General features: G+C 68.4%; 21 protein-coding genes and 2 pseudogenes. 12 read left to right on the forward strand and 11 right to left on the reverse strand.

Annotation, left to right across the window (positions count from 1 at the left end):
- The first annotated feature begins 326 nt into the window (after positions 1-326).
- Positions 327-506: a hypothetical protein gene (locus AAH979_RS37635; protein ID WP_346262911.1), complete on the forward strand. Its 180-nt coding sequence runs from the start codon at positions 327-329 to the stop codon at positions 504-506.
- Positions 507-643: 137 nt separating this feature from the next.
- Here the strand turns inward: AAH979_RS37635 and AAH979_RS37640 are convergent, their stop codons facing one another.
- Positions 644-2,788, reverse strand: a complete 2,145-nt coding sequence (locus AAH979_RS37640; RefSeq protein WP_346262912.1) for an alpha-galactosidase — start codon at positions 2,786-2,788, stop codon at positions 644-646.
- 124 nt (positions 2,789-2,912) lie between these two features.
- Here AAH979_RS37640 and AAH979_RS37645 point away from each other — a divergent pair, with 124 nt between their 5' ends.
- The 5 genes from AAH979_RS37645 to AAH979_RS37665 all read left to right on the forward strand — a co-directional run bounded on the left by AAH979_RS37645 (position 2,913) and on the right by AAH979_RS37665 (position 9,574).
- Positions 2,913-5,375: a glycoside hydrolase family 97 catalytic domain-containing protein gene (locus tag AAH979_RS37645; RefSeq protein ID WP_346262913.1), complete on the forward strand. Its 2,463-nt coding sequence runs from the start codon at positions 2,913-2,915 to the stop codon at positions 5,373-5,375.
- A 66-nt stretch (positions 5,376-5,441) separates the two neighbouring features.
- Positions 5,442-6,674, forward strand: coding sequence for a sugar ABC transporter substrate-binding protein (locus AAH979_RS37650; protein WP_346262914.1), 1,233 nt, complete (start codon positions 5,442-5,444; stop codon positions 6,672-6,674).
- Complete coding sequence (locus tag AAH979_RS37655; RefSeq protein ID WP_346262915.1) at positions 6,671-7,591, forward strand: sugar ABC transporter permease; 921 nt, start codon at positions 6,671-6,673, stop codon at positions 7,589-7,591. The genes AAH979_RS37650 and AAH979_RS37655 overlap by 4 nt, the downstream gene beginning before the upstream one ends.
- Positions 7,584-8,420, forward strand: a complete 837-nt coding sequence (locus AAH979_RS37660; protein ID WP_346262916.1) for a carbohydrate ABC transporter permease — start codon at positions 7,584-7,586, stop codon at positions 8,418-8,420. Before AAH979_RS37655 ends, AAH979_RS37660 begins: the two co-directional genes overlap by 8 nt.
- The gene (locus AAH979_RS37665; RefSeq protein ID WP_346262917.1) at positions 8,417-9,574 is read left to right on the forward strand and encodes an ROK family transcriptional regulator; all 1,158 of its coding nucleotides are present in this window, start codon (positions 8,417-8,419) and stop codon (positions 9,572-9,574) included. The genes AAH979_RS37660 and AAH979_RS37665 overlap by 4 nt, the downstream gene beginning before the upstream one ends.
- Before the next feature lie 805 nt (positions 9,575-10,379).
- Here AAH979_RS37665 and AAH979_RS37670 read toward each other — a convergent pair.
- From AAH979_RS37670 to AAH979_RS37685, 4 genes are all read right to left on the reverse strand, one after another.
- Entirely contained in the window at positions 10,380-10,595 is a 216-nt protein-coding gene (locus AAH979_RS37670; RefSeq protein ID WP_346262918.1) for a hypothetical protein, read from the reverse strand.
- A gap of 229 nt (positions 10,596-10,824) precedes the next feature.
- Positions 10,825-11,697, reverse strand: coding sequence for an SIMPL domain-containing protein (locus AAH979_RS37675; protein ID WP_346262919.1), 873 nt, complete (start codon positions 11,695-11,697; stop codon positions 10,825-10,827).
- Positions 11,694-11,936, reverse strand: a complete 243-nt coding sequence (locus AAH979_RS37680) for a transposase (RefSeq protein WP_346262920.1) — start codon at positions 11,934-11,936, stop codon at positions 11,694-11,696. Before AAH979_RS37680 ends, AAH979_RS37675 begins: the two co-directional genes overlap by 4 nt.
- 591 nt (positions 11,937-12,527) lie before the next feature.
- Positions 12,528-13,577, reverse strand: coding sequence for a hypothetical protein (locus tag AAH979_RS37685; protein WP_346262921.1), 1,050 nt, complete (start codon positions 13,575-13,577; stop codon positions 12,528-12,530).
- 167 nt (positions 13,578-13,744) lie between these two features.
- On the opposite strand from AAH979_RS37685, the gene AAH979_RS37690 reads away from it, so the two are divergent.
- On the forward strand, positions 13,745-14,107 hold the full coding sequence (locus tag AAH979_RS37690) for a cyclic-phosphate processing receiver domain-containing protein (protein WP_346262930.1): 363 nt from the start codon (positions 13,745-13,747) through the stop codon (positions 14,105-14,107).
- A gap of 110 nt (positions 14,108-14,217) precedes the next feature.
- On the opposite strand, the gene AAH979_RS37695 is transcribed toward AAH979_RS37690, so the two are convergent.
- Both AAH979_RS37695 and AAH979_RS37700 read right to left on the reverse strand, forming a co-directional pair.
- A complete protein-coding gene (locus tag AAH979_RS37695; protein ID WP_346262922.1) occupies positions 14,218-14,628 on the reverse strand; it encodes a hypothetical protein in 411 nt (136 codons plus the stop codon).
- 329 nt (positions 14,629-14,957) lie between these two features.
- Positions 14,958-15,165, reverse strand: a pseudogene (locus AAH979_RS37700) (hypothetical protein); the annotation flags it as partial.
- Positions 15,166-15,441: 276 nt separating this feature from the next.
- On the opposite strand from AAH979_RS37700, the gene AAH979_RS37705 reads away from it, so the two are divergent.
- Together AAH979_RS37705 and AAH979_RS37710 are read left to right on the forward strand one after the other, a co-directional pair.
- On the forward strand, positions 15,442-16,299 hold the full coding sequence (locus AAH979_RS37705) for a hypothetical protein (protein ID WP_346262931.1): 858 nt from the start codon (positions 15,442-15,444) through the stop codon (positions 16,297-16,299).
- A gap of 4 nt (positions 16,300-16,303) precedes the next feature.
- The gene (locus AAH979_RS37710; RefSeq protein ID WP_346262923.1) at positions 16,304-16,801 is read left to right on the forward strand and encodes a DinB family protein; all 498 of its coding nucleotides are present in this window, start codon (positions 16,304-16,306) and stop codon (positions 16,799-16,801) included.
- Positions 16,802-17,345: 544 nt separating this feature from the next.
- Here the strand turns inward: AAH979_RS37710 and AAH979_RS37715 are convergent.
- The 3 genes and pseudogenes from AAH979_RS37715 to AAH979_RS37725 form a co-directional block, all read right to left on the reverse strand.
- On the reverse strand, positions 17,346-18,068 hold the full coding sequence (locus tag AAH979_RS37715) for a DUF998 domain-containing protein (RefSeq protein ID WP_346262924.1): 723 nt from the start codon (positions 18,066-18,068) through the stop codon (positions 17,346-17,348).
- 457 nt (positions 18,069-18,525) lie between these two features.
- A pseudogene (locus AAH979_RS37720) lies at positions 18,526-18,693 on the reverse strand (transposase); the annotation flags it as partial.
- Positions 18,694-19,460: 767 nt separating this feature from the next.
- Positions 19,461-19,907 (reverse strand): hypothetical protein, encoded by a 447-nt coding sequence (locus AAH979_RS37725; RefSeq protein ID WP_346262925.1) that lies wholly within the window; start codon positions 19,905-19,907, stop codon positions 19,461-19,463.
- Between the two features lie 633 nt (positions 19,908-20,540).
- On the opposite strand from AAH979_RS37725, the gene AAH979_RS37730 reads away from it, so the two are divergent.
- The 3 genes from AAH979_RS37730 (at position 20,541) to AAH979_RS37740 (ending at position 24,937) form a co-directional block, all read left to right on the forward strand.
- Complete coding sequence (locus AAH979_RS37730) at positions 20,541-21,017, forward strand: VOC family protein (protein WP_346262926.1); 477 nt, start codon at positions 20,541-20,543, stop codon at positions 21,015-21,017.
- A 256-nt stretch (positions 21,018-21,273) separates the two neighbouring features.
- The gene (locus AAH979_RS37735; protein ID WP_346262927.1) at positions 21,274-23,367 is read left to right on the forward strand and encodes a hypothetical protein; all 2,094 of its coding nucleotides are present in this window, start codon (positions 21,274-21,276) and stop codon (positions 23,365-23,367) included.
- A gap of 631 nt (positions 23,368-23,998) precedes the next feature.
- Positions 23,999-24,937 carry a cyclase family protein gene (locus AAH979_RS37740; protein WP_346262928.1) on the forward strand — a complete coding sequence of 313 codons (939 nt, stop codon included), beginning with the start codon at positions 23,999-24,001 and terminating at the stop codon, positions 24,935-24,937.
- Between the two features lie 117 nt (positions 24,938-25,054).
- On the opposite strand, the gene AAH979_RS37745 is transcribed toward AAH979_RS37740, so the two are convergent.
- Positions 25,055-26,680, reverse strand: a 1,626-nt coding sequence (locus AAH979_RS37745; RefSeq protein WP_346262929.1) for a TIR domain-containing protein, incomplete at its 5' end; no start/stop codon positions are given.

Here is a 26,680-nt window from a genome sequence, read left to right on the forward strand (position 1 = left end):
CGCGGACCGGTCGGACGACGGCGGCCCGAGCGTCTCCGCGGCCGTCGTCGTGATCCTGCTGGGCGCGGTGTGCACCCACGCCCTGGGCATGGAGCCGGTCTTCGGCGCGTTCGTCGCCGGTATCCTGATCGGCCTGCCGGGCGCTGCCAACCAGATCAAGCCGGCATCGTTGCGTACGATCGTCACTGCGGTGCTCGCCCCGCTCTTCCTGGCCACCGCCGGACTGCGGATGGACCTCACCGCACTCGTGGACCCGACCGTCGCACTCGCCGCACTGGCGGTGCTGATCACCGCCATCCTCGGCAAGTTCGCCGGCGCGTCCCTCGGTGCCCGCCTCCCGGCTCAGCCGCTGGGAAGGCATGGCAACCGGCGCCGGTATGAACGCCCGTGGCGTGGTCGAGGTCATCATCGCACTGACCGGCCTGCGACTCGGTGTGCTCAACACGGGTTGCGGTGGCGCGTGGTCGGCCGACAAACTCGGCGTCGGCTCTACCGAGCAGGTATAGCGGTGATGTTCACGCTCGCACGGGACGAGGTCGAGGCTTCGACGCGGCCACTCAGCCGCCGGCGGTGTACCCGTTCTGGCACCGGATCGCCCTGGCCACCAACCGGCGCGACCCCGCCGAAGCCCCGTTCTCGACGGCTACCGTGCGGCGATGAGCTCGAGCAGCATCGCCTGACCGGGATTGAGCAGGGGAAGCGGCACGCCTTCCCGGGTCAGGACCCGGCCGGACAGCACGATGCCACGCTCTGCGCGCGAAAACCAGCCGGGGTCGGCGACCTGGTGCCGTGCGGCCGGTCCCGTCTCCGGACGCGTGCGCAGCAGGTAGTGCCGATCCGGGTCCAGTCCCGGCAGCGCCGACCGCGCCGTATGCGCGGCCGGGCTGGTGTGCAGGCGGACCCAGGCGAAGACCGCGTGCGCCGCGTCGTCGCTGACCACACCGTGCAGGAGCGCGCCGGCGTCGACGTGGTCCGCGCGGACCGTGCGGCCGCTGTGCAGCAACGGGCGGAGCTCCTTGTAGAGCCGCGCCCAGCGGGCCAGGCCATCCAGCTCGGCCGGCCCGCATGACGTGAGGTCCCACTCGATGCCGGCGTGCCCGAACAACGCGGTGACGAGGCGGAACGACAGCGCGGTTGACCGTTGGGTGGTGTGCGCCCGCATCGGGCCGACGTGGGTACCGAGTAGCTCGGGCGGCAGCAGCGTCTGCGTCCACCGCTGGATCAGCTGACGCTCGATCGGATCGTTGGTGTCGGAGACCCAGACCCGGTGGGTGCGCGACATGATCCCGAGGTCCGCCCGGGCACCGCCGCTGGCGCAGCTCTCGATTTCGAGTGCCGGGTGCCGGGCGCGGAGCTGGTCCAGGAGTCGGTACACGGCCAGCGTGTGCTCGTGGACGCGCGGCGCCCCGGCGGCGCCGCGCGCGGCGTGCAGGTCGCGGTTGTGGTCCCACTTGATGAAGTCCACGGCGCAGTCGGTGACGACCGCGTCGATGCGGTCGAGCAGGTAGGTGGCCACGGCGGGCTGGGAGAGGTCCAGGGCGAACTGGTGGCGCCAGCGCAGGTCCGGCAGTTCGCCGAGCAGCCACTCCGGATGGGCACGGGCGAGGTCGGAGTCGGGGTTGACCATCTCGGGCTCGAACCACAGGCCGAACTGCATCCCCAGCTCGTGTACCCGGTCGCTGAGGCCGCGCAGCCCGTGCGGCCACACGGTCTCGTCCACAGACCAGTCGCCCAGCCCGGCCGTGTCGTCGCGACGTCCCCGAAACCAACCGTCGTCCAGGACGAACCGCTCGACCCCGATGTCGGCGGCCCGCTTGGCCAGCTCGGTCAGCCGCTCCAGGTCGTGCTCGAAGTAGACCGCCTCCCAGGTGTTGAGCACGAGCGGGCGTGGTGTCGAGGGGTGCGCGGGCAGCGCGCGGACGGACCGGTGGATGCGGTCGGTGACGCCGTCGATGCCGCGGTCGCCCCAGGCGAACAGGACCTCCGGGCTCTGGTACGCCTCGCCGGGCCCCAGCAGGATCTCGCCGAGGTCGAGCAGCTCGCCGCCACCGATTACGGCCGAGTGGACGCCGGCGCCTTCGGGGAGGCGTTCGACGATCTGTTCCTGGTTTCCGCTCCACGCGATGTGCGCCGCCCAGATCTCACCGGACCGGAAGGAGAAGCCGGGGGTGCCGGCGAGGGTGAGGAACGCGGAGTCATGGCCGGGCCGGCCGCGGCGCGAGGAGCGTGTCCAGGTGCCGTCGCCGATCCGACGGCGCTGCGGATGCCGTTCGCCGCTCCAGCGCCCGGTGAAGTCGAGCACCTCCGTCGCGCGCGCCGGCAGCGGCAGGAGCAGCCGCAGCGCGCTCACGGTGAGTTCCTGGCCGGCGGTCGCGTTTCGGATGACCGCCGTGGCGTGCAGCACTCCGGCGGCGTCGAGGCGGTATTCGTAGGTGATCTCGGCCTGCCGCTCCCGGTCGGACAGGACGAACCGGGCGCTGGTCGGCTCGGCCGTCGTCTCGACGAGGGTCAGCGGCCCGCCACTGGCCCGCCCGACCTGCAACTCAACAGCGGCGGTTCCGGACCAGCCGTGCTGCCGGCTGGCGGCGATCGAGAAGGAGCGCGGCGCGTCCAGGGAGCTGTTGAGCACGGCGGGCGTACCGGTCGTGAGCAGGCCCTGCACGTCCGCGTCGCCGTCGAGGGCGGCCCCCCAGTGCGCGACTGCGGGAAGACCCCAGCGGTCCGGAGCCAGCAGCAGGCTGACGCCGCCGCCGCGTAGGTGGACCCATTCGGTTGAGGAGCTCGCCATGAACATCCACTATTCCTTGACGACGTTAACTATGTTTCTTGACAGTGTTAAGTAATGATGCCTAGGCTCCGCCGTGAGTGCAAATCAAGGCCAGTTCGGCCGGCATAGGAGCCTGACGACCCCGATGGATCTTCATCAGCCTGTAGACATCTCCCCCGACGCGACGACGTCGCTCGGTGGTCTCGCGATTACGCTCCGGCCGGCCGGAGACCATCTCACGCTCGAGGCGAGCCATCGCGGCCGGGCGGTGTTCGCGCGCGTGGAGCTCGGGATCACCGTCGACGGTGTGCGGCTCGGTCCCCACTCGGCGGTCGTCGACGTGTCCCGCCGCCGGGTGCGCGAGACCTACCGCAAGTACACCGGCAAGGTCGTCGGCACCCTGGACGTCGACCACCAGGAGACCGCGTACACGCTGCGGGACCCGGACGGGCGCCGGTGGGGTCTGGTCGTACGGGTAGCCCGGGACGGGTTCGCGTTCCGGTACGTCGTGCCCGAGGCGGGCGTCCTTGGCGCGGAGCTGACCCGGTACGTGCCGCACGGCGCCGGCCGCGCCTGGCCACTGGAGTACCAGACCTGGTACGAGACTCCTCGCTTCGGCAGCGACCTGGACCACCTCGCGGACGGCGACTACGGGTTCCCGCTGCTGTTGACGGCCACGCCGGAGTCCTTCGTGCTGATCAGCGAGTCGGACATCGACGGCCGCAGCTCGGGGGCGCACGTGCGCTACACCGGCGGCGCCTTCGCGCTGGTCACCGCCGACGACACCGCCGAGGTCGAGGCTGGGCATGCCACGCCGTGGCGGGTCGCGATCGTCGGCGACCTCGCCGAGATCGTCGCGTCTCACCTGGTCGACGACCTGGCACCAGCCGCCGCCACCGGGCACCTCACCCTGCCGCGGCCCGGCCGGGCGGCCTGGTCCTGGTGGTCCAGCCAGTACTCCGGCGCCTACCTCGACGACCAGAAACGGTTCACCGACTTCGCCGCCGCGCAGGGCTGGGAGCACCTGCTCGTCGACTGTGGCTGGGACCCGACGTGGGTGCCGGAACTCGTCTCCTACGCCAGCGCCCGGGGCGTACAGGTACATCTGTGGAGCTCGTGGAAGGACCTCGACGGGCCGGAAGCCCTCGCGAAGCTCGCCCTGTGGCGGTCCTGGGGAGTCGCCGGGATCAAGGTCGACTTCATGGAGTCCGAGTCACGCGAGCGCTACCGGTGGTACGACGCGATCATTGCGGAGACCGCTCGCGTCGGCCTCGTCGTCAACTTCCACGGCTCGGTCATCCCCCGCGGCTGGGCAAGGACCCATCCGCACGTGGTCAGCTACGAGGGGATCCGCGGCGCCGAGTACTACGTCTTCTACCAGGAGCCGCTGACCGCCGCGCACAACGTGATCCAGCCGTTCACCCGCAACGTCGTCGGCGCGATGGACTACACGCCGGTGGCGTTCAGCGCGCCGCGGCGGGAGACCAGCGACGCCCACGAGCTCGCGCTCGCCGTCGTCTACGAGTCCGGCATCACCCATTTCGCCGACGACCCGGGGGAGTACACCAAGCGTCCGGCGGCGGCCACGTTCCTCGCCGAGCTCGCGCCGGCCTGGGAGGAGGTGCGCCTCCTCGACGGGCACCCGGACCGGGGCGCGGTCATCGCCCGCCGCAGTGGCGACCGCTGGTTCGTCGGCGCGATCAGCGCGACCGGCCCGGAGCGGGTCACCCTCTCCGTGGCCAGCCTTGTCGACGGCCCGGCCGACGTCCTGCTCGTCACCGACGACGGCACCGGAGGGCTGGCCGAGACGATCCTGCGACAGGTGACCGAGCCGATCCCGGTCGACCTCGCGCACAACGGCGGCTACGCCGCGATCGTGGCACCCGCGGGCGCGCCGCTGGTCCGCGCCGCTGCCAACCCCAGGTACGCGCTGCCGCGCATCGAGCCCGCGGTAAGCGTCGTCGGTGACGACGGGACGGCGGTCCTCGACGCCGATCCCCGCGCGACCCTGCGCCTTGCCCCCGGATGGACCGCCGTCCCGGGCGCCCATCGCGGGCAGTGGACGGTCCGGGCCCCGGCCGGGGTCCGCCCCGGTGACCGGGTCGTCGTCGCCGCCGAGATCCCCGGTGCCGACGGCGTACCGGCGGTCGCGCACGCCCAGGTCGTCGCGCCGCTGTCGCCGGGAAGCCACCCGCTGTCCACCATGCCGTTTCTGCGCTGCCGCAACGAGGTCGGCCCGGTCGAGCGCAACGCGGCCAACGGCGGCGGCGACCCCCGCGACGGCGGCCCACTCACCGTCGCCGGCGTCGTCCACGAGGAAGGACTGGGCGTCAGTCAGCGCTCCGCTGTGGAGTTCGCACTCGCCGGCGGCCCGCGCCTGCTGACCGGTGCCGTCGGCATCGACGACGAGACCCCGGACGCCACCGTGGTCGCGCGCATCCTCGTCGATGGCGTCGAGCGGAGCACGTTCGCGCTGCGCGGCGGCGAGGCGCCCGTCGCGTTCGAGGTCACGGTCGAGGGCGCGGCAACGCTCGAACTGCGTACCGAGCCCGGACCGGACGGTGTCGAGGCGCACGTCGACTGGCTGCGGCCACAGCTCGTGGTCTGACCGAAGGACGCCAGAGTTTCCCCGGCACCCACGCAGCCGGGTCTCGATAGAGGAAGAGGTAACCCGATGAGGAAATGGCTGGCGGCCGCACTGGCCGCGGCGCTTCTGGCCGGATGCTCGTCCGAAAGCGGCGACGACGGCCCGGTCACGCTGACGTACGCGGTGTGGGGCCAGAACGACGCCATGCAGCAGCTCGTCGACGCGTTCGAGGCGAAGCATCCGGACATCCAGGTCGAGCTCCAGGTCAACCCGTGGACCGACTACTGGACCAAGCTCCAGGTCGCCGCCCAGGGCAGCACCGCCCCCGACGCGTTCTGGATGCTCGGCGACCGCTTTCAGACGTACGCGTCGAACGGGCAGCTACTGCCGCTCGACGACGCCATCGAAAAGGCGAACGTCGACCTGGGCGTGTATCCGAAGGTACTCGTCGACCTGTTCACTTTGAACGGCAAGCACTACGGGTTGCCCAAGGACTTCGACACGATCGGGCTCTGGTACAACAAGGAGCTCTTCGACGCCGCCGGCGTCAAGTACCCCACCCCGGAGTGGACCTGGGCCGACGTCCAGGCGGCCGCAGCGAAGCTGACCAACAAGAACACCGGCGTGTACGGCATCGCGGCGCCGTTCAACCGCCAGGAAGGCTTCTACAACACCATCGCGCAGGCCGGCGGGTACGTCGTCTCTCCCGACGGCAAGAAGTCCGGCTACGACGACCCGAAGACCCAGGCCGGCATCCAGTACTGGATCGACTTCGTCCAGAAGGGACAGTCGCCGACGCCGCAGCAGTTCGCCGACACCGACGCGACCGCCCAGTTCGAGAACGGCAAGGTGGCGATGTACTACGGCGGCTCGTTCTACGCGACTCGCTTCTACGAGAACGCCGCGCTCCGCTCGAAGATCGACGTCACCGCTCTGCCGAAGGGCGAGAAGCGCGCCACCGTCATCAACGGCATCCAGAACGTCGGGTATGCCAAGTCCAAGCACCCGGAGCAGCTGCGCGAGCTGCTGCTGTTCCTCGGCAGCGAGGAGGCCGCGAAGATCCAGGGTGACACCGGCGCGGTGATCCCGGCGTACCGGAACACCCAGCAGGCGTGGGTCGACTCGATGCCGGAGTTCAACCTCAAGGCGTTCCTGGACCAGGTGCCGGACAGCGTGGTCTACCCGGTCTCGGCGAACACGGCCGTCTGGAACGAGTTCGAGGAAACCCACCTCACGCCCGCCTGGGAGGGCAAGCAGACGGTGCAGCAGGCGGCCAACAGCCTGGCCGCCGAGATGAACGAAGCGCTCGCCAAGGAATGACCGTCACGACCAGCGGGCGTGGCGCCGCCAGGCGTCCCGCCCGCCCTCACCGCAGAGCCGCGTGGATCGGCCTGGCCTACGTCGCGCCGGCGCTGGCCGGGCTGCTCGCGCTCTACATCGTGCCGCTGTTGAACACGTTCTACCTGAGCCTGTCCGAGACCGGACCGTTCGGCGGCAGCACGTTCACCGGCCTCGACAATTACCGGGAGCTGGCCGGCGACGGCGAGTTCTGGCGCGCGCTGCGCAACAGCGCCGTCTACACGGTGATCGTGCTGCTCGGCATCCCGATCGCCGTCGTCGTCGCCACGCTCATCCACTCGGTCCGCCGCTTCGGCAACCTCTACCGCGTGCTGTTCTTTCTGCCCGTGGTCACGCTGCCGGTCGCCATCGGCATGGTGTGGCGGTACATCTACAACGGCGAGTTCGGGGTGCTCAACCAGGCGCTCGGCCTGGTCGGCATCGACGGACCGAACTGGGTCGCCGACCCGGACGTGGCGATCTACGCGGTGTCCGTGGTGGGCATCTGGATGAGTCTGGGCACCAATATCATCATCCTCGGCGCGGGCCTGCGCGGCATCCCGAAGGAGCTGCTGGAGGCGTCTGCCATGGACGGAGCCGGTCGGGTGCGGCAGTTCTTCTCAGTCACGCTGCCGCTGCTGTCGCCGAGCATCTTCTTCGTCTCCATCCTGTCGGTCATCTCGTCCCTGCAGATGTTCGACCTCATCTACGTGATGATCGGCCGTGGCTCCACCGCGGAGATCGGGACGCAGACCGTCGTGTACCGGTTCTTCCAGAAGGCCTTCGTCGAGTACGACCAGGGCTACGGCGCGGCCAACGCGATCGTCCTGCTGATGCTCATCATGGCGATCACCGCCATCCAGTTCCGGCTCCAGAGGAAGTGGGTCTTCTATGGCTGAGAACGCCGTGCGCCGCCGCCGCGACCCGTGGGTCGTCCATGTGCTGCTCGCACTCGCGGCCGCCGTGATGGTCTTCCCGTTCGTCTGGCAGGTGCTGACGGCCTTCAAGACGGTCCCGGAGTCGCGGGCCGTACCTCCGGTGTTCGTGCCGTCCGGGTGGCAGGTCGAGGCGTTCACCCGCTTCTTCGACACGCTGCCGGTCGGCGGGCTCTTCGTCGTCTCGATCGCCGCGCTGGTGCTGCGCGTCGCCGGGCAGGTGCTGGTCTCGGCCCTCGCGGCGTACGGGTTCGCCCGCTTCGACTTCCCCGGCAGGAACGTCCTCTTCGCGCTGTTCCTGATCATGTTGATGGCGCCCAGCCAGCTGTTCCTCATCGCCCAGTTCGACCTGATGAAGGACCTGAAACTGCTGGACACGCTGCCGGCGATCGCGATCCCGGGCCTGTTCTCGGCGTTCGGGACGTTCCTGCTCCGGCAAGCGTTCCTCGGCATACCGGCGGAGTTCGAGGAGGCGGCGCGGCTCGACGGCGCCAACTCGTTCCAGATCTTCTGGCGCATCATGCTGCCCATGGCCGGGCCGACGCTCGCCGCGCTGGCCCTGCTCACCTCGCTGTATTCGTGGAACGACCTGCTCTGGCCACTCGTGGTCACCTCGTCCAAGGAGAACATGACCCTTCCGGTCGGCCTGGCCAACCTCCAGGGCCAGTACGCGACCGACTATCCGACACTCATGGCAGGATCCTTTCTCGTGTCACTGCCGTTGATCGTCCTGTTCCTCGCGCTGCAACGGCAGTTCTTTGCCGGCATCGCCTCGAGTGGCCTCAAGGGATGAGGGACTTCGCGCGTATCCCGGTCAGTTCGCCGGCGTCCGTCGCGGTGTTCCGCCGCATCCTCACGCACGGGCCGGTGGGGCGGGTCGACATTGCCCGCACCACCGGGCTGTCCCAGGCGGCGGTCACCAAGGCCGTCACCCCGCTGATCGCCGCCGGGTTCGTCGTCGAGGCCGAGCAGCCCCGGCCCGAGGCCGGCGTCGGTCGGCCCATCAACCCGCTCGCCGTCTCGCGAGACCGGGCGTTCATCGCCGGCGTCAAGGTAACCGCCGAACGCAGCTACGCGGTCCTCACCAACCTGGGCGCCGATCCGATCGTCCACGTCGAGGTCGCGAACGCCAGCTCCGACCTGGCCGACGTGCTGACCGCGGTGGAGCGGCTCATCCAGCAGCTACGCGCCCACTCGCCCGGTGGCCGCCTCGACGGCATCGGCGTCGCCGTCTCCGGAGACGTCGACCGCACCACTGGCACCGTCCGCGACTCCCCATTGCTCGGCTGGCGCAACGTACAGCTCAAGGAGCGCATCGAGGCCCTCACCAGCACGCCCGTTACGGTCGAGAACGACGTCCGCGCGCTGACCGTCACCGAGATCCTCTTCGGCGCTGGCCGCGACGCCACCTCGCTGGCCGTCGTGACGATCGGCGCCGGCATCGGCTGCGGCCTGTTCCTCAACGGGCGCATCGTGCAAGGCACGCACGGCGTCTCCGGCGAGATCGGACATCTCCCGCTCGCATCCGAGGCCCTCGTCTGCAGCTGCGGTCGGCGGGGATGTGTCGAGACGGTCGCCTCGACCCAGGCCATCGTCGACCGGGTCCGGTCCGTAAGCGGTCGCGCCGACCTGACCATCGACGACGTCTTCGCGCTCGCCCACGACGGCGACAAGGCGGCGGTGGAGGCTTTCGCGGCCGCCGGCAGCACGATCGGCGCGGCGCTGGCCGCCCTGGTCAACCTCGTCGGCCCAGAGCTGGTCATCATCGCCGGCGAAGGCGTCACCGAGTACGACCTGTACGCCGACCGCCTCCGCAGCACCTTCGGCGAGCACGCGTTCGGTGCGGCCATCGACTGCGAGATCGTGCTCACCGCACACACGTTCCACGACTGGGCCCGGGGCGCCGCCGCCTGCGTCATCGAGGAAATGGCGGCCGGCTCGCTCTGACACCGCTCCTTGCGGCGCACCGCGAGCCGGTTTCGCCCGACGCTCTACGCCGTACTCCGTGGACTACAACGTCTACTCCTCCGACTGGCCGGCGCCTGCCCCAGCTCTCCCCGTCGGTGCTCGCCGCCGCACGTGCCGCTGGAGTGCCCTGCGTGCTGACCCTGCACGACTACAAACTGGCCTGCCCCAGCTATCGATCTGCTCGATCGGGGCCGGCCGTGCCAGGCCTGCGTCGAGGGTGGTCCGCTCCAGGCGGCGCGGCGCCGCTGCAAGCACGGGTCGCTGTCCCGCAGCGGGCTGCTCGCGGCCGAGTCCTGGCTGCACCGCACCGTCAAGGCGTACGACCCGGTTCGGCTGTTCGTCAGCCCGAGTCGGTTCCTCGCCGACGTGCTGCGTCGCGCTGGCGTCTATCCGGACCGGCTGCGCGTGCTGAACCACTTCGTCGATCAGGACGCCGAGGCCGGTCCGGCACCCTCCGACGGGACGGGGCCGATCGCCGCGGCCGGCGGGGACCGGTACCACCCCGGGACCGGCCCGGCCGACCGGTCCGGCGGGGTCGTACCCGACCGGCCCGGTGGTGATGGACGCGTTCGGGCAGGCCAAGCTGCGGCACCCGGCCGGCCAGTGGCTCGACGTACGGTACGAGGATCTCCTCGCCGCGCCGCACGAGCAGGTCGGCCGGATGCTCGACTTCCTCGGCAGGCGGCCAGCCGGGTTGCGGCGATACACCCGTACGCCTGGACGTGAGCACTGCTTTCCTGGCAATGCTCTTGTCCCTTCACTCTTTCAGACGGTGCGCGGCTTCTCAGGGCTCGTAGTCGGCCTCGCTGTACCCGTGCGCCTCCAGCACGGCGAGTAGTAGTTCATGCCACGCCTTCTCGTCGCTGTCGCGCCAGCGGTGCTTCCGCGGGCACTGCCAACTGGGCGGCTCGTCCCCGACGATGCAGCCGCCGAGTGCAATCTCCCCGTGGTCGGCGGCATCACGCGCTTCCGGAACCGGCAGGCCAAACAGCAGCGGCACACCCGGCGCACCGCACTCAGGCAGGTGGAGATCACGTCGAGAGGGTATTGGGCCGTACCTCTTCTGTCGCCACCCGGTCGCAGGGCCGCTCGGGGAGGACGGCAGGCGGCGGTCCCGCGGACGCCGCCCTACCCCGGCGCCCCGCCACGATGTGACACGTCGTTCGAGCCGGCGTCGAACGGCCGACCAGTTCGACACTCCCAACCGGGCGGGGCGGTCAGCGAAGATTTCAGTCGCGGGCCACGGCGTAGCCGAGGATCACGGCAGCAGACACGACGATGTGGCCCGGGGCGAGGTCCTGGGCTGTGGTGGCGGCAGCCTCGGCGTGGCTGCGGTAGCGGGCAGTGCCGGGCTGTTCCGGGTCGACGTCCTCGACGTGCAGGACCGCGCCGACGCGGACGCCGGCCGCTTCGGCGTAAAGGTCGGCCTTCGCGCGGGCTGCGGCGACCGCCTTGCGCCGGGCCTCGGCCCGCAGTTCGCGCTTGGCGACGACATCGAAGTCGACGCCCTCGATCTCGTTGGCGCCGGCCGCGACGACATCGACGAGCAGCGGCTCAACGTCGTCCAGCGCGCGAGACTCGACGGCGAAGGCAGCTTGGCACTGGTAGCCGACGAACTTGCGGGTGCCGTCCACGTACTCGGTAGCGGTCTTGAGGTCCAACCGCGAGCCCTCGACCGCCGCGTCGCTGATCCCGTGCGCCCGTAGCGCGCCACGCACGGCCCGTACGGCGGCGCGGGCCGCTTCGAACGCGGCGTTCGGGGTTTGCTCCACACGCACGACCTTGAACCGCACCCGTACGAGATCCGGGACGGCTTTCACACTCGCCGCGCCGAACGCGGTGATCCCCCATGGGCGTTCCACCATCTGCATGATTGCCGATCCAACCAGATCGTCCGCGCCGCGTCGCACCGGCAGTGGACGTCCTGGTAACCCGTGGACGTCCTGGTAGACGGTGGCCCGGCCTGGTAGACGGTGGCCTGACCGAACCCACAACCCGTCACCGTCGAGGTTGCCGAGACCGAGCGCCACCGCGGCCAGAAAGGTACCGCCGGCATCCCACGAACGGGCGGCGATGAGGTCCTTGCGAGCGGGGACGGTCATCCGCAACGTGACTGTCGCGGGAGAGTCGAGGTGAGGGGACGCAAGCGGTGGTGATCGGTGCGGACGGTGTCGGCCAGGACGTCGGCGTCGAAGCGGTCGTCCTTGTTACCGGCTGCGCCGTAGCGGCGGCGCAGGTGCTTGATCTGGTGCGGGGCAATCACGAAGACCGTGCGCCCTGCCTCGAGGAGTGCCTCGAGGACGGGCCCCGTCGGGGCGTTCGATACCGACCTCGAGTACACCGGTCTGCTGCAGGCAGTGCAGCAGCTTCCGCAGCCCGGTAGCGGTGTGCTCGACGATCATCCGTTCAACCTCGCCACCGTCGGGGCCAACAATCGCGAGGGCGTGTTCGGTGCTGGCCCAGTCGGCGCCCGTGGTTGGTCGACGCATCGGGGGGTCGTGTTCGACACTTATGGTGTTTTTCTTGCTGTTGCAGCAGCAGGTGGGCACCTGGTGGTCTCAGGACGCGGAAGCCGATCGCTCACTGATCGGCGCTCGACGGCGCTTAGCCCTGTCGCCAGTCATACGTGTCCTGGGATCACCGGGCCCCGCGGAACTCATGCCGGACCTCTCACGGGTCAAGCGCGCAAGGCGGTGGCCCGGTGGGGACCAGGTGCGCCGACGACCCGACACCGCCGGCACCAGACACGGTGCCCGACGAGACCGCCGACAGGAAGAGTCTGCGCAGTGAGCGTGTACCTGATCCCGCGGTCTTGGCGACCGTGATCTGTTGGCCGCTTAGCGGGTCGGGATGCTCGGCACATCGTCGCGTTGTCTTCCGGTGGTGGGCGGCTCGGATTTCCGACGCGCGGTGCTGATGGCGGGGTGTGCGGTCAGTTCCATCCTGTGGCGTTGCAGGACACCGTGTGGCAGTCCTCGCAGATGAAAAGGCTGCGCCAGCCGTCGCCGTACTCGCGGATCCGGTTCTCGACCGAGACGACGTGGAACATCAACCGTCCGCAGGAGGGGCAGGACGGATTCGCGTAGAGCCCGATCGGTGGACCGCCGGCAGTGCCGACGACGCCCGGCGTGAGCTGGATGTGGCCGTTGCAGTAGACGAGGTCCGCGTCGTAGGGCCGCAGTTCCACCGAGGCCAGCCCAAAGCCGGGGACCTCCAGCGAGCGATAGGTCTCCTCTTCCTCGGCGGCGGGCGGCTGGTCGAACGTGACGGCCGCGCTGCGGTAGCGGCCGTAGTCGTCGATGCCTGCGTGGAGAGTCCACATGCAGGTAGCTCGTGTTCCGACGAGGTGGACACGGTTGGCCGGCCAGGGTGGCAGGCCCGGCACGTCTGCGTGGCGCAATGACAGGTAGTGCCAGGAGATCGGGGTGGCCGAGGGGTTCTGCGCTACCTCTTCGACCGGCAGCCCTACCGGGTGATCCACGGCAGCGAGTTTTCCCGGTTCGTTGATCGGCTGCAGCCACACCGCGCGCCGCTGTGGCGAGAACCGGTACTGTGCTGGTCCGGTGGCGGGCACCCAAATTCCGGAGAGCTCATACTCCTCGCGATCTCCGCCGTTGCGCACGTCCTCCGCGACCGCGGTCAGGGCGGCAGCGGTGCCGATCGCGGCGAGTGCCCACGCGTCACCGAACGACCGGTCACTACGTAGCCTTTGCGTCAGGTGCTCCACGCATTGATCAGGTGCTCCACCCAACAGCAGGCACTGGTCCGCGAAGCTGACGTCGAACCGATCCAGCATGCCGGTGATGACTGCCTCTTGGTACGGCCGGAACAACTCCGGTCGCGTGCCCGCGAGGAAGGCGAGATGGTCACCGAGCCCTCTGGTGTCCGAATCGGGCCGTTGGAGGAGTTCCACAAGCGCCGCGACATCGTCCGGGCTGTCGAGCGGCAACGGTGTCATACCCGTCACGGGCTTGATCGGCATCGGGGGACGGTATCACCCCGGGGCTCCTGATGATCTTGCTGGCTGCTGGCCAGCCGCTCCTCGGCGATAACCGCGCCAATCGGACCGACCCGCTGCAACCGTGTGTAACAAGCGGTCAGCGGCAAATCCGGATGTCGGATCATGATGCCGCCAGGGATCATTGTCACGTGGATGCCCGCCGAACGATCGCACTGGTCGATGACCTTCGTTCGTTCGTGGATGGCCGTAGCGCCGAGGTAGCCCGCACCAGCGCCGCCGGAGTTGAACTCCTCGATCGGTACCGGGACCGGCGCCTGGACGAGCTGTGGCTGGACCACGACCTAGGCGGGGACGACACGATCTGGCCGGTCGTGGAGGTCCTGGAACAGGCCGCCTTCGACCAGCGCCCCTTTGACGTCGGCGTCATCAACGTCCACTCCGCCAACCCGGCCGGCACCGCGAAGATCGCACAGGTCCTACGGCACTGGGGGTATCGCGTCCGCGTCGCGTCGGGCTCCACGGACGTCGGCTATCTCGACGGCCCCGCGTGAGCGGACCGGCTCGAACGCGCCGTCCGACGGCTGTCACACTCGGACGGCGGCAGATGCGGATGCGATTCCGGCCGCGCGGCGAGACTGACCGGGGTCGCAGTTGCCAGGTGCTATTCGCCTTCCAGCCGACCAGAGTTGCCGCGGAATGGCCGTCCTCCGTCGGTCGTCGGTAAGGCTGCGATTCTCGCAGCCCAGCGGTCGACGTAGGTCTTCATCCCGTCGGCACTGCGCGGAATGCTCAACCAGTCCCAGGCAGCGTCGCGAATCTCCCGTTGGGCGATCATCTCGGTGCCATCGTCGTAGTGGAACGGGTAGCCGTCGACGATGTCCGACAAGTCTGCGTAGATGCTGTACAGCGCGCCGGCATTCCCCACGTCGTCCGTGAGGAGCAGCTCGACCAGCGCACACTTCAGCTCCTCGACGACCCCCACCGGATCTTCTCTGCCCTTCAGCACTCGATGCATGTATCCATCGATGAGGTCGATCACAGCAGTCAAGGAGGACGATACGGCGTCGGTCACCCTCCCATGGTCGCTTGCTGTGTCACCCGCGCCGCTCCTGACCCCGGCAGCGCGCAACGTTCCAGGGCCACGATGCCGCGAAGAGACGAAAAGACCGAGTGGCACTCTCGTCGGCAACGTCGTACGCGCGGTATGCGTCCGATGTGACGTCGGATGCCTGCTGCCATGCAGGCGGCGGTGTCGGGGCTGTGCGGATGCAGCGGCGGCATTCTGATCCCGCGAACGGCGGTGGAGGTGCTTCAGTGAACCTTTTTCAACCTGGACCGCGGCGCTCACGCACCGCGTCCGACCTTGCGGTCCGCCGGAACCGCATGGGGATTGAAAAGGGTTCAGTGGTGTGTGAGTGAGTGTTTGAGAAGGGCTATGCGGGCTGCTGGCGGTAGGTACGGCGTTGTTGGCGGGTGGTGGATGCGCCTCGGTGAGGCGGCGGGTCATGGTGTTGATCGCGGCCCAGCGGATCATCGCCTCCGAGGTGGCGGGGTCGCGTTCGTAGTCGCGGGCGAGTCGGCGGTGGGCGGTGAGCCAGGCGGATGGGTCGGCCGCGCAGCGAGGTGCCAGCCGTCGGGCTGGTCCTTTTCCGCGCGGCCTCCCGCCGAACCGGATTTGATGGTTTCCCGATCGTCCGGCTCTCCAGTGACTACTGCGTGAGCGGTGTGGCTGGCTGCCCGGTGTGGATGTGGCCGTGGCAGGAGGCGCAGACCACGAGGGTCTTGCGTCGCCTGTTGGCCATGGCCTGGTCCACTGGGGCTGAAGTGGCCCGGGTCGGCCGAGGTCGGCGAGCTTGCGGACGTGGTGGAATTCCACAGTGGCCGGTTGCTGGCAGACCTCGCAGACATCCGCGAGGAGCCGGGGCTTGACATCCCTCCAAGTCCCTCCCGGCTGAACCGGGGATACAACAGGGCGCCTCGCGGCGCACAAGGTCCGCTCGACCGGCCACGGTCGGGGGATCAGGACGAAGCCCTTCTGGCCTGGTGGTTTGCGGACGATGTGCAGGGTGGTGGTCAGGATTCGGGTGGCCCAGTCGACGAGGCGGCCGGCGAAGCCGGCGTCGGCGAGGACGTACCGGACCGGTGTGGTGAGGTAGAGGCTGAGCGGGGTGGTCTTGGCGCCGTCGCGGTCCTGGACGCTGGCGGCGCAGACCATGACGACGAGGATGAGGCCGAGGGTGTCGGTGACGATGGACCGTTTGCGGCCGTTGATGTTCTTGCCGGCGTCGTAGCCTCGGCTGTCCCGGCCCACGGTGTCGGCGGCCTTGACGCTCTGCGAGTCGATGATCCCGGCGGACGGTTGCCGGTTGCGGCCCTGCTGGAGGCGGACCTGTTCACGGAGGTGGTCCAGGATGCGCTGGGTGACCTCGTCCTGTTCCCAGCGGACGAAGTACCAGTAGACGGTCTGCCATGGCGGGAAGTCGGCCGGGAGTTGCCGCCAGGAGCAGCCGGTACGCACGACGTAGAGGATCGCGTCCACGATCGCCCGGCGGGAGTGTTTCTCTGGCCGGCCACCGGGCCGGGGTGGTGGGAGCAGGCCAGCGATGTGACGCCACTGGGCGTTGGTCAGATCGGAGGGATACCGACGCTTACGGGGCATGCCAAGGGCAACGAGGCATCCACGGTCATCGGCCGCACGCCGAGTCCGACGTACCCCTCTTCAAAGACTCACTCAGTACCATGACGCCGTGGCAGACCCCCAATCCCGAGGCGACATCCGCCCGCCCGGCATCAACGCCGACGAGCGAACCACGCTGACGGCGTTCCTCGACTACCTACGCGAGGCGGTGGCGGCCAAGGTGGCCGGCGTCCCTGACGAACAGGCCCGCAGGCCGGGGGTTGCTTCCGGTACGAGTCTGCTCTGGCTGGTGAAGCACCTCACCGCCACCGAGCTCAACTGGTTTGTGTGGGCGTACGCCGGTGAGGATGTGCCGAAGTGGGACGACCAGGCGCCGGCCACTGAACCCGCAGCCGAGCTGCTCGCCGCGTACCGGGCAGCGGTGGACCGCAGCAACGCGATTCTCGCCGCCTGTACCGACCTGGACCGACCAGGCATCCGGTCCCTTCGGGAGACCACGCCGCCGTCCATGCGCTGGCTGCTCGTACACATGATCGAGGAGACCGCGCGGCATGCCGGGCACGCCGACATCCTGCGCGAGCAATTCGACGGGGCGGTGGGCCGGTAGAACTAGTTCGGCACATCGACAACGCCACCGGCCACTCGGACCGGGCTACGGCAGAGAGCGCGGTCCGCCGAATCGCCCGCACCGCCCACGCGCTGGCCGACCTCGACAGCGCCAACTCGCGCTCCACCGCCATCTCGGGCCACCAAAATCCACTGAATCCGCAAGGTATATCTGACCAACTCTCCAGGCAGGCAGGTCAGACCTACCCTGCGAAGCGCTGGTCAGCCCGCCGGCCAGTCGCAACCTTGAGCCGGATCGGACACATGTCCTGTGCAGTTGAAGATGGCGGAGTTTAGATCAACGTGGCGGATGATCTGGCGGCGTCCAGATGTAGTTGGCGCGTTGGGTATCGATGGGTTGCCGGTCGGTTGAGAATGTTCGGCGTGATGACGCTGCCGGCCGTACCGGACGCGGCCTCTGGCGGAGCCCAGTTCTAGCCCCACTCGTCACCATCACCTGGACGGGACAGTGGTGTCCGGTCCACCTCAAGTTGGCACGGGAGTTGGCCAGAGTCCGGGTGAAGGTGGCCAGTCGGCGAACCTGCTCACCTGGTCGCGCGGCGATGGGTGGCCTTGGAGAGCTGGCTCCGGAGGTGCATGGCGAGCAGGGTGAGCCAGAGCAGGCCGATGATGACGGTGATGCGTTGATATAGCCCGGCGAGGTCGACCAGGCCGGCGGTCTGGCTGAAGCCGGCGCTGGCGAGGATGTCTCCGGCCAGGAAGGCGAGACCGGTGAGTGCGGAATAGATCGCCCACCCGTGCTGGCGTTGCTCGGTGAATCTGCGGGTGAAGACGAAGCAGGCGGCCACCAGCGCGGGGAACGCGAACAGGGCAAACCCGTCGTGCAGCGCGCCGGAGGTGGTGTACTGGGGCAGCGTGTCCGGAGTCCCGGGCGGATAGCCGCTGACCGGGTCGGCGACGAATACGCCCGCGCCGAGTAGGCCGATCGCCCAGACTCCGATCAGCAGTGGTCCCCAGGTCGCCGCCCTGCCTGGCCGGAGTGCCCGCCGTACCCCGACGGCGAAGGCCAGGGTGAGCAGGCCACACAGGAGGAAGTTGGCCGTCTGGGTCCAGCCGTGGGGGCCGATGGCGAGTGAACTGACCGGATGCCGCAACGGGTCGTAACCGTCGCGGGCGGCGCCCTCGATCAGGAACGCCAGGGCGAACAGCGGACCGGCGACGGCGCCGCAGAGGAGCAGAGCCTTCGTCGTCCGGCTCGGCTGCCGCGCGGGAGGTGTGGCTGCGGGGATAAGGGTGGTTGTGCTCATCGGCGGATTCCTCTTGGTCGATCGATGACCAGTCCACTGTGCTGGGTTGTGACCGGTGGCCGAGCATCGTCCGCCGCGCCGGCGAATCGCCGCCCCCGGCGGTCCTGTCAACCTATGTTGACAGGACCGCCGGTGTCAACCACGGTTGACGGCCGGCGGCTTGCGGTGGTCAGCAGGGCCCCGGGCGGAACGAGGAATTGCGGGGAGGTACCGAGGCCACGCCGCGGCGGGGATGCGCGAGCCGGCATTTTGAGGACATGGCCCTGGCGAACCGGCTCGCCTGGCACGACGACGTGCTCGTGCTCCTGCCACTGATCGCTGCGGCAACAGCCGAGTTGCAGAAGGGCTTCCTCGTCGACCGCGAACCTACCCGTCACCTCGCCGACCCCGAGTCCATCGCCGGCTCCAGACACCAAGGTCCACCGAATCCGCCAACTAGGGCGTGTGTCGAAGTCGGTCACAGCCACTCGTTGATGGCGGCGAGGTGGACGGTGGCTTCGTAACGGACCGCGAGTTTGTCGAACCGGGTGGCCACGGCGCGGTGGCGCTTGAGGCGGTTGATGCCGCACTCCACGGCATGACGCTGCTTGTAGATCTCCGAGTCGAAGGCTGGTGGCCGGCCGCCTGGGCGCGGTGGCGGGAGCAGCCCGGTGATGTGACGCCACTGGGCGGTGGTCGGATCGGACGGGTACCGACGCTTGCGGGGCATGCCGAGGGCAACGAGGCATCCACGACCATCAGCCACACGCCGAGTCCGACGTGCTCCTTCTCAAACACCCACTGAGGCACATTTGGCCGAGCCGGTTACGGGTCCCGCGGCCAGCAGCGCTGGGACACGTTGCTCAGCGACGGTCAATGTCGTGCGTGGCACCGCGCAGCACCGAGCTACGCCGGATCGATAGCGGCGCCATCGGGTTCTCGCTACGGTGCTCGCCACCGGATGACCGAGATCGACAGGGGGCGAATGACGCTGGCGATCAAGGGTTCTCGGAAGATCACGGTGGACGGCGTGACGTACCGCTGGTCGGTCCGGCGCAGACCGACCTACTGTCAAGCCCTCGGCTGGTCGCCGCTGACCTTCGTTGTCGAGAGTGCGGAGCAGTCAGGCGCCCTGATGGTGGCATCGCTGCCTTGCGATCATCCCAGCAACTGCCTCGGATTTACCGAGCCAGCCGGTCTTGCCCGGCACGGTGGCGGTATGCGTCCGCCAGGCCCTGGCTGCCGGTTGGCGACCGTCCCGTCCGGGGCCGGCCTTCGAGCTGCTCCTGCCCGACTCGTCGTACGGGCGCTGACAGCCCCGCCGTCGGGCGCTGCGCGAATCGCGGCTAGATCAGTGCATCCGCTCTTGGCGAGCCCATACAGGCATCAACTTGCCCCCACGGCGTGCGCTACTCAGTAGTGAGCGAGGACCTGCGCGACAGGGTGGCCGAGAAGATCAGCCACCCTGGCAAGTTCCTCGGCATCGAGTTCGTAGTTCGCCCGAGTCGGGTTCATGGCACTTACTTCGAACCGCGCAAAGCCAATCGGCTCCTCGTAGCGCAGGCTATCCAGCGTGACCACGGCACAGCAGCAGGGCACTGTCACGTCCAAGTGGTCGAAGCTCTGGCCAACTTCCCTGACCAGCTCGCCGAGCCATGGCAAGCCGATATCGCCGTCGCAGCGTGGGCACGTGATCTGGGTGGTGTACTCGCCGGCGTCGATCAGGGTCACCCGGTCGTAGAACTTCGGCCTTACATCTTCGACAGCGTCACCGAGCCCTGAGAACAAGCTCGCCACGTAGGCAACGGCAGCGGCTGCGGCCTCGGGCGTGGGCTGCCAGCCCGGGTCGGTTGGGATCAACCGAATGCATCCATCGCTCACAGTGAACCTTTTTCAACCTGAACCACGCGGCGCTCGCGCACCGCGTCTGACCTTGCGGTCCACCGCACCGCAAGGGGAGGTTGAAAAAGGTTCAGTGTTCAGGATGCCCGGTGCCGTCGAGGCATGATCAGTCGGGTAGTCGCTCGCCTGCACGCTCATCGGCAAGTTCCGGACGTCGGCGACGTCGGAGGTCGGCCACGGGGCGTGACGGCTCCGGCTGGTGGTGGCGCACGTCGTCGGCGCCTGATCCGGATGCGGTCGGCTGCCATCGCCTGGGAGGTAGCGGTGCCGGCGTCGGTCAAGGCCGATTGCCAGGCAGTTGACGGTAGTGTCGGTGGCGCCGGTAGGGCGCTCCGACTAGGAGCCGGGTGGCGAGGTCCCAGACATGCACGCTGCTGTCCTCACCGGCTGACGACCACGACGTGACGACCGTCGAGTTCGGTCAGCTTCACATCGAGTACTGCGCCGCGATGATCTCGATCTTGCGTTGCGGTGGGCGGTGCGGCAGCTTCATCAGACAGCTCCGCTCGCCAGGAGCCGCCGACCTGTCGGGCGCGTCCTCGCAGCGGTCTTGACCGCCTGTCCTTGGGCCTGTTGGATTATCATCGGGCGATGAACGATTCAGGTCTGGGCGCGCCGCAGACGCTACTGGCCAATGTCTTCACATTGGGCGTTCGTGATCTGGGGCGGCAGCGCGACTTCTATCGGTCCCTCGGATTTCCGCAGGTTGTCGACGATGCCGACTTCGCCGCCTTCCAGCTGCACGGAGCAGTCCTAGCGTTGTTCCCGGCGGAGAAGCTCGCCGCCGATGGACGCGGCGACCAGGAACTCGGCCGCGGCGGTATCCGGTTCACCATTGGCATCGTCGTGCGTCAGGCGGCCGAAGTCGATCGCCTTGCGGATCAGTTCGGAGCTGCCGGAGGGCGCATCACAAAGAAACCGACGAATGCTGAGTTCTTTCCTGGCCGGTCCGCGTACGTCGCCGATCCGGAAGACAACTTCTTCGAGATCGTGTGGGCCGAACCAGACAATGCCATCGTGGCGGCGGCGTACCGAGCAGCGCGTCTCACGCCGCCGGCCAGACAGTAGAGGCTGAGGCCGGAGCCCTTCGGCAAGTCAGGACGACGCCCGCCATGACGGCGCGAGCTCGACGGCATGACCGTGCGCCACACGCCAGCCGGAGCCGTCACTCTGTACGACTTGTAGGCGACGGTGTCACCGCGCCCGTTCGGCGGCAGATCCGTGCACCGGATCTTCGGGGCCGTGATACCGGCTTCTGCTGTTCCGACCTTCGACGCTGCGGACATCTACGGTAAATGTCGGAGGTGCCCGTTACGGTGCCGCCGTGATCAAGGGATGGGATGCGATCGACTGGGCGGACTATGAGGGTGCCTACGGACCGGCGACCGAGACACCCGACATCCTCCGGGCCATCGCGTCGACGGACCCGCAGACCGCAGCCGACGGCCGGTTCGAGTTCTATTCCAGCCTCCACCACCAGGGCACCGTCTACCCGGCGACTGTCCTTGCGGTGCCGTTTCTCGTGGAGTTGGCCGGTCGGCCCGGCGTCCACGGCCGAGCCGAGCTGCTGTCCACCATCGGGCAGCTGTGTGATCCGGACCAGACCAACGGGGAAGCGCAACCGTCCGTCCATGCCGCTGTCGCCGCCCTGAGCGACACGCTGCTACCCGGCCTCGACGACCCGGATCCGCAGGTCAGAGAGGCCACCGCCTACGCCCTCGCCCGCAGCGGTCCACACCATGCGGCGGCACTGCGGACACGCTGGGCGGTGGAGCCCACGCCGACGGTCCGGGCCTCGCTGCTGCTCGGCATGGTGCTTCACGAGACGGCCCCGTCGGCCGATCTGCTGCGCGCGGCCCTGGCGGAGCCGTTTCCCGTGCCGCAGGCGGCGGCGTTCGCCTTCGCGAGGGCCGGGCTACCAATGGGCGCCGACGATGTGAAGGCGGTGGCGGCGGCATGCGACCACGGCGAGTTCTGGCGAGGACCGTGGCAGGAAGAGGTGGCGGGACAGCCGCCGCGGGACCTCGCGCGGCTGCTCGATGCCGACAGCGTCGCAGCGCTGACCGACGCGCTGCTCGCCCGATCTGCCCCGTCCGCTCGACATGGTGCCGCCGTCGGCCTGGAGCATCGGTTCAGGGTGTCGCGATCCGCGTCAACCGCGCTGATGGACCAGCTCGCGCGGCTGCTGGCCGATCCGGACAACAAGGTTCGCGCGGCCGCGGTCGACGCGGCCGATGCGGCCGGCTTTTCCGCGGCGGCGGTCGCCGATCGCCTGGCCACGATCGCCGGCGACGCAGCCACGGCCGCAACGGCCGACGAGCGGGGCCGTTGGGCAGCGGAAACCGCACTCACCGTCCTTGTTCGGCTCGGTGACCCCCGCTGGAAGGAACCGGCCATGGCCGTCTGGTCGACCGGCCGCGACCCGTACGCCGTCGACCTATTCGAAGATCACCCACCGGCCTTCGACCAGGATGTTCTTGCCATGGTCCGGCGACGCCTGACCGTGCACTGCACCACACCCCGCAACGAGCGGCACAGCCTTCTGACCGCCGCCACGGCGGATGGGCCCCCCAATGCGCCGATCGACCTGGTTCAGCTTCTGCACACGTGGGGACCGGCAGCCAGTGACGCGGTTCCGGAGATCCTCGCCGCGTACGAACACGCATCCGGTGTTGCAGCAGGTGCCCTGGCGGCGATCGGACCGGCAGCGCTACCGGCCGTGCCGGCGCTGCGCGACCGCGCCGTCGACGGTGACATCCGCGCAGGACACGCCGTCTGGCGCCTTACCGGCGACGCCGCCCCACTTGTCGGCGCCGTCGTCACCCACCTCACGCGGTACCGTCACGGCCTCGCATGGGACCTTCGGCTCGCCGCTGACGCCGGGACCGACCTGGCACCTTTGGTACCCCACCTGCGGGCTTGGTTGGCCGACACGACGCGTACCGATCCTCACGAACGGATCGCACTCGCCGAGATGCTGTGGCGCGCCACCGGCGACCCGGCGCAGGCGTTGCCGACCGTGGCCGCCGTTCTCGACAGCGACCGGGGCAGCGACGCCGCCGCCCGACTCGCCGCAGCCCTTGCCCCGGCCGGCGCGAACCTCGCCCCCGGCCTGTGGCACCTGCTCACCAGCGGCAACTGGTGGAGCAAGCCGGACGCGGCACGCGCACTGTGGCGACTCGGCACGCCCCCAGGCGAGCTGGTCGAGGCGTTGCTGGCGGCAATCGCGAAATCCGATGGCCGGCCCGACGCGGTGACGCTGCTCGTCGACATGCGTGCGGTCACGGCCGTACCCGGCCTCGTCGAGCTAGCCGAGCGCGACGAACGGGTAGTCCGCCACGGCAACGCGGATTACGTCTGGCGGGACGACACGCTGCGTCGTCACCTCCGGACAGCTGTCACCGTCCTCACAACCTGACAGGGAAACGGCATCCTCATCTCGGCAGTTCAGGATGCCGGACACCGCGGGGCGCCGGACACCGAACGTGACGACTCGTCGTCTGCCTGCGCGCACGGTCGGCGACATGTGCAGATGGCTGACCTTGCCGACAAGGAGTGGTTGGATCAGGAATCATGACAGCGACGTAGCCCGATCTGCATCGAGTCAGCGGGTCTCGCGAGGGACCTCGCTATTTGGTGGAGATTCACCCTGGACGCGTGCACACTCCACGGGATGCGTACCTCGGATGCGGACCTGGCCCTGCAGTGGCTCTCCGAGGCGGGGATAACACCGGTCGGCCCCGGCCGTTAGCTGGACAGCGAACCGTCGGGCGGGACAGATGTCGAACGACGAGGTGGCTTTCGCCGCGCCCGCCAGTACCGGAAGACTCGGGCACGGTTTGCTGGGCTGACAAGCACGACCTCTTCCGAGCCGCCGCGACTGTCGTTGAGCTACACCCGGCGCTGTTCCACGGTCTGCAGGTCGCGTTCTGGTGTCATGCCAGTTCGGCGGACCGTGGCATGTCGAGGAGAGGGCGGGATACCCTGCCTGCGGTGCCTCGAAACGCGTGACCGGAGGAGTCGATGCTGGGATGACGGCAGGGCGACCGATGCCCACCCAGGACGACGTGCTCGGGTACTTCAACACGCTGTCGAACTGGGGACGGTGGGGCGACGACGACGAGCTCGGGACGCTGAACCACATTACCGACGACGTCCGGCTGGCGGCGGCGCGGGCCGTGCGCCACGGCAGGAGCGTGTCGTGCGCATGGGAGGTTGCCGTACCGGAAGAGATGGAGCGGTCGACGACGACGTGCCCCTGCGCCGCCGACATGCCGGGTGCCGAGGACATGCCGCTGCCCGGATTCCGCGCCGATCGGCGCTGGGGCTTTTCGTCCGAGCGGCTCGGCATCACGTTCCACGGCAACACCGTCACCCACGTCGACTCGCCGTGCCACATCTTCTGGGACGGCATGATGTATAACGGGCGGTCGCACTCGTTGGTCGACGCCACGACGGGATCGGGGTGGGCGGCCGTCACGGCGGCGGCGAACGGGATCATCACGCGTGGTGTCCTGCTGGACATTGCGAGGGTCCGTGATGTGCCGTGGTTGGAACCGGGGCAGGCCGTGTTTCCCGACGATCTCGAGGAGGCCGAGCGTCGGCAGGGTGTGCGGGTGCGATCCGGCGATGCGGTACTGCTGCGGACCGGCCATGGCCGCGTCCGGCACGAGGCCGGTCCGGCCAGCGGTTTCACGCAGGCCGGCTGGCACGCGTCCTGCCTGCCGTGGCTGCATGAACGGGAGGTCGCGCTGATCGGCGCTGACACCCCCCAGGACGTTCAGCCGTCGGGGTACGAAGAGGTGTTGATGCCGCTTCACGCCGTCAGCCTCGTCGCGATGGGTCTGTGGCTGCTCGACAACTGCGACCTGGAGGTGTGCGCGACGACGGCTGCCGAGCTCGGCCAGTGGGACTTCCACCTCGCGGTCGCGCCGGTCCGCTTCGCCGGTACGTCCGGCAGCCCGGTCAACCCGATCGCCACATTCTGACCTGAGTGGGCTCAAATTAGTGCGCACTTCCTGTATCCGGTGCCTGGCCTGGAGACCGGCGCCAGCGCCCGGCTCGTAGCCGGAATGGTCGGCCTTTTCCGCGTCCCTGCCTTGCCGTCAGGTCGGCGGAGCGGCTTCGGAGAGCAGATGGACCAGCGACGTGGCTACCGTAGCGAGAACCTGTTCTTGATGGTGTTCGGTAAGCCCGCTCAGTGGTCGCCCAGCGTCGTTGAACGCTTGGAACTGACCAATTTCTGAATAGGGGAAGTAGCTCGGCTTGATTATCAAGGGGAGGACTTGGCATCCATCCAGGCGTGCCGCCTCCAGCAGGTTCGGCAACTCGACCTCCTGCACGAAGGATGACGCGAAGAAATCGGCCGTTACGATCAGGATCGCTGCCCTGGCGCGAGAGAGCGCCGCTTCCAGTTCCTCTCGCCACAGCTCACCCGGGTTGAGTCGGGTGTCTGCCCACACGTCAACGATTCCCTTGCGGATCAGTGGACTCAAATGTATTTTGAGTCGATCCAGCCAGTCGGCGTCCCGATGACTATAACTAATAAACACTTGATTGCGTCGCCCGAGGGTTCTCTTGCCTACCGCCCGGGCAAGTTCATCGCGCCGCTGCTGCCGCAGGTAGATCAAGAACTGCGGGTCTTCCACAACCAACTGCCGCGAGCGCACGTCAAGGTAGAGGTGCTCACCCAAGACTTCGTCATCGAAGCCGACAGGGAACCTCTGGAGTAGGTGGGCCTCGATCGCGATCGCCAACTCGGGTTGATGACCGGCCACTTCGTCGAGGTGCAACACCCCATCAGTTGAACTCAACCTCAGCAGCAACTCTATACATGCCTGATGCCGTTCGCCGTCCAGAGACGCGAACGCCTCAACCGCCTTCTGGTACTTCATGCGCAACGCAAATTCGAGGTGACTTAGTGCGTCCTCGAGACCGTGGACGACACGAGTGGGCGTCGGCTGAGTTTCGACGATGTCATTCTGTGTTGCCAGGAACCAGCACAGCATCTGAGCAGTACTTAAGCTGCCCCCCGCCAATTCGACGATCCGCTCCGCCTCGTCAAAAGAGACATTTAGTGCCGCCTCGCCCTTGCGGATCATACGTAAGACGAGATCCCCTCCCACTTTGCGCAGGACGAAAAGCTGTATCCGGGTGGCCAGATCGGACGCAACGTCGACCAAACGACGACCGGTTCCTGGAATCCCCGCAATGATCAGTCGATGATCGGCTGACTCCTCGTCGGCGAGGAGTTTGAGGTAGTGAGTCAGAGATGCTTGCACTTCGGGAGACAGTCGATGAAAGTCATCAACCGCCACAATGCCCGACCCCAACATCGCCGGCAGTGCGCGTATTCGTTCGAGGTCGTCTCGTTTCCGGGCGCTCAGTACGACGATTTCGCGACCTTGGGCACGTTCCATCTGAACTGCCTGCTGCAAATAGGTGCTCTTGCCGGTCCCGGATGGTCCCTCGATCACGATCCCTAGACCGGGTTGCCGCAGCGCCATGCGGAACAGCGAGAAGTCCGAAGGCTCCACAAAGGTCACCGTGGGTGTGCCACTCCGTTTGAAGACGTCGTTGAGTTGGTAGGTGGGGATGGCTTCACCCCTACTGGTCGACCTTGTCTCAGACTTCTCGCCTTCATGAGCCTCCGTCATCGCACCTCCAGCGTGCTGAGCCGAGCGGGCGCCGCTGGGTCGTGTGGCCGGCTCATTTTCGAGGTCTGGTAAATC

The organism is Plantactinospora sp. ZYX-F-223 (assembly GCF_039649625.1).
GTDB lineage: Bacteria > Actinomycetota > Actinomycetes > Mycobacteriales > Micromonosporaceae > Plantactinospora.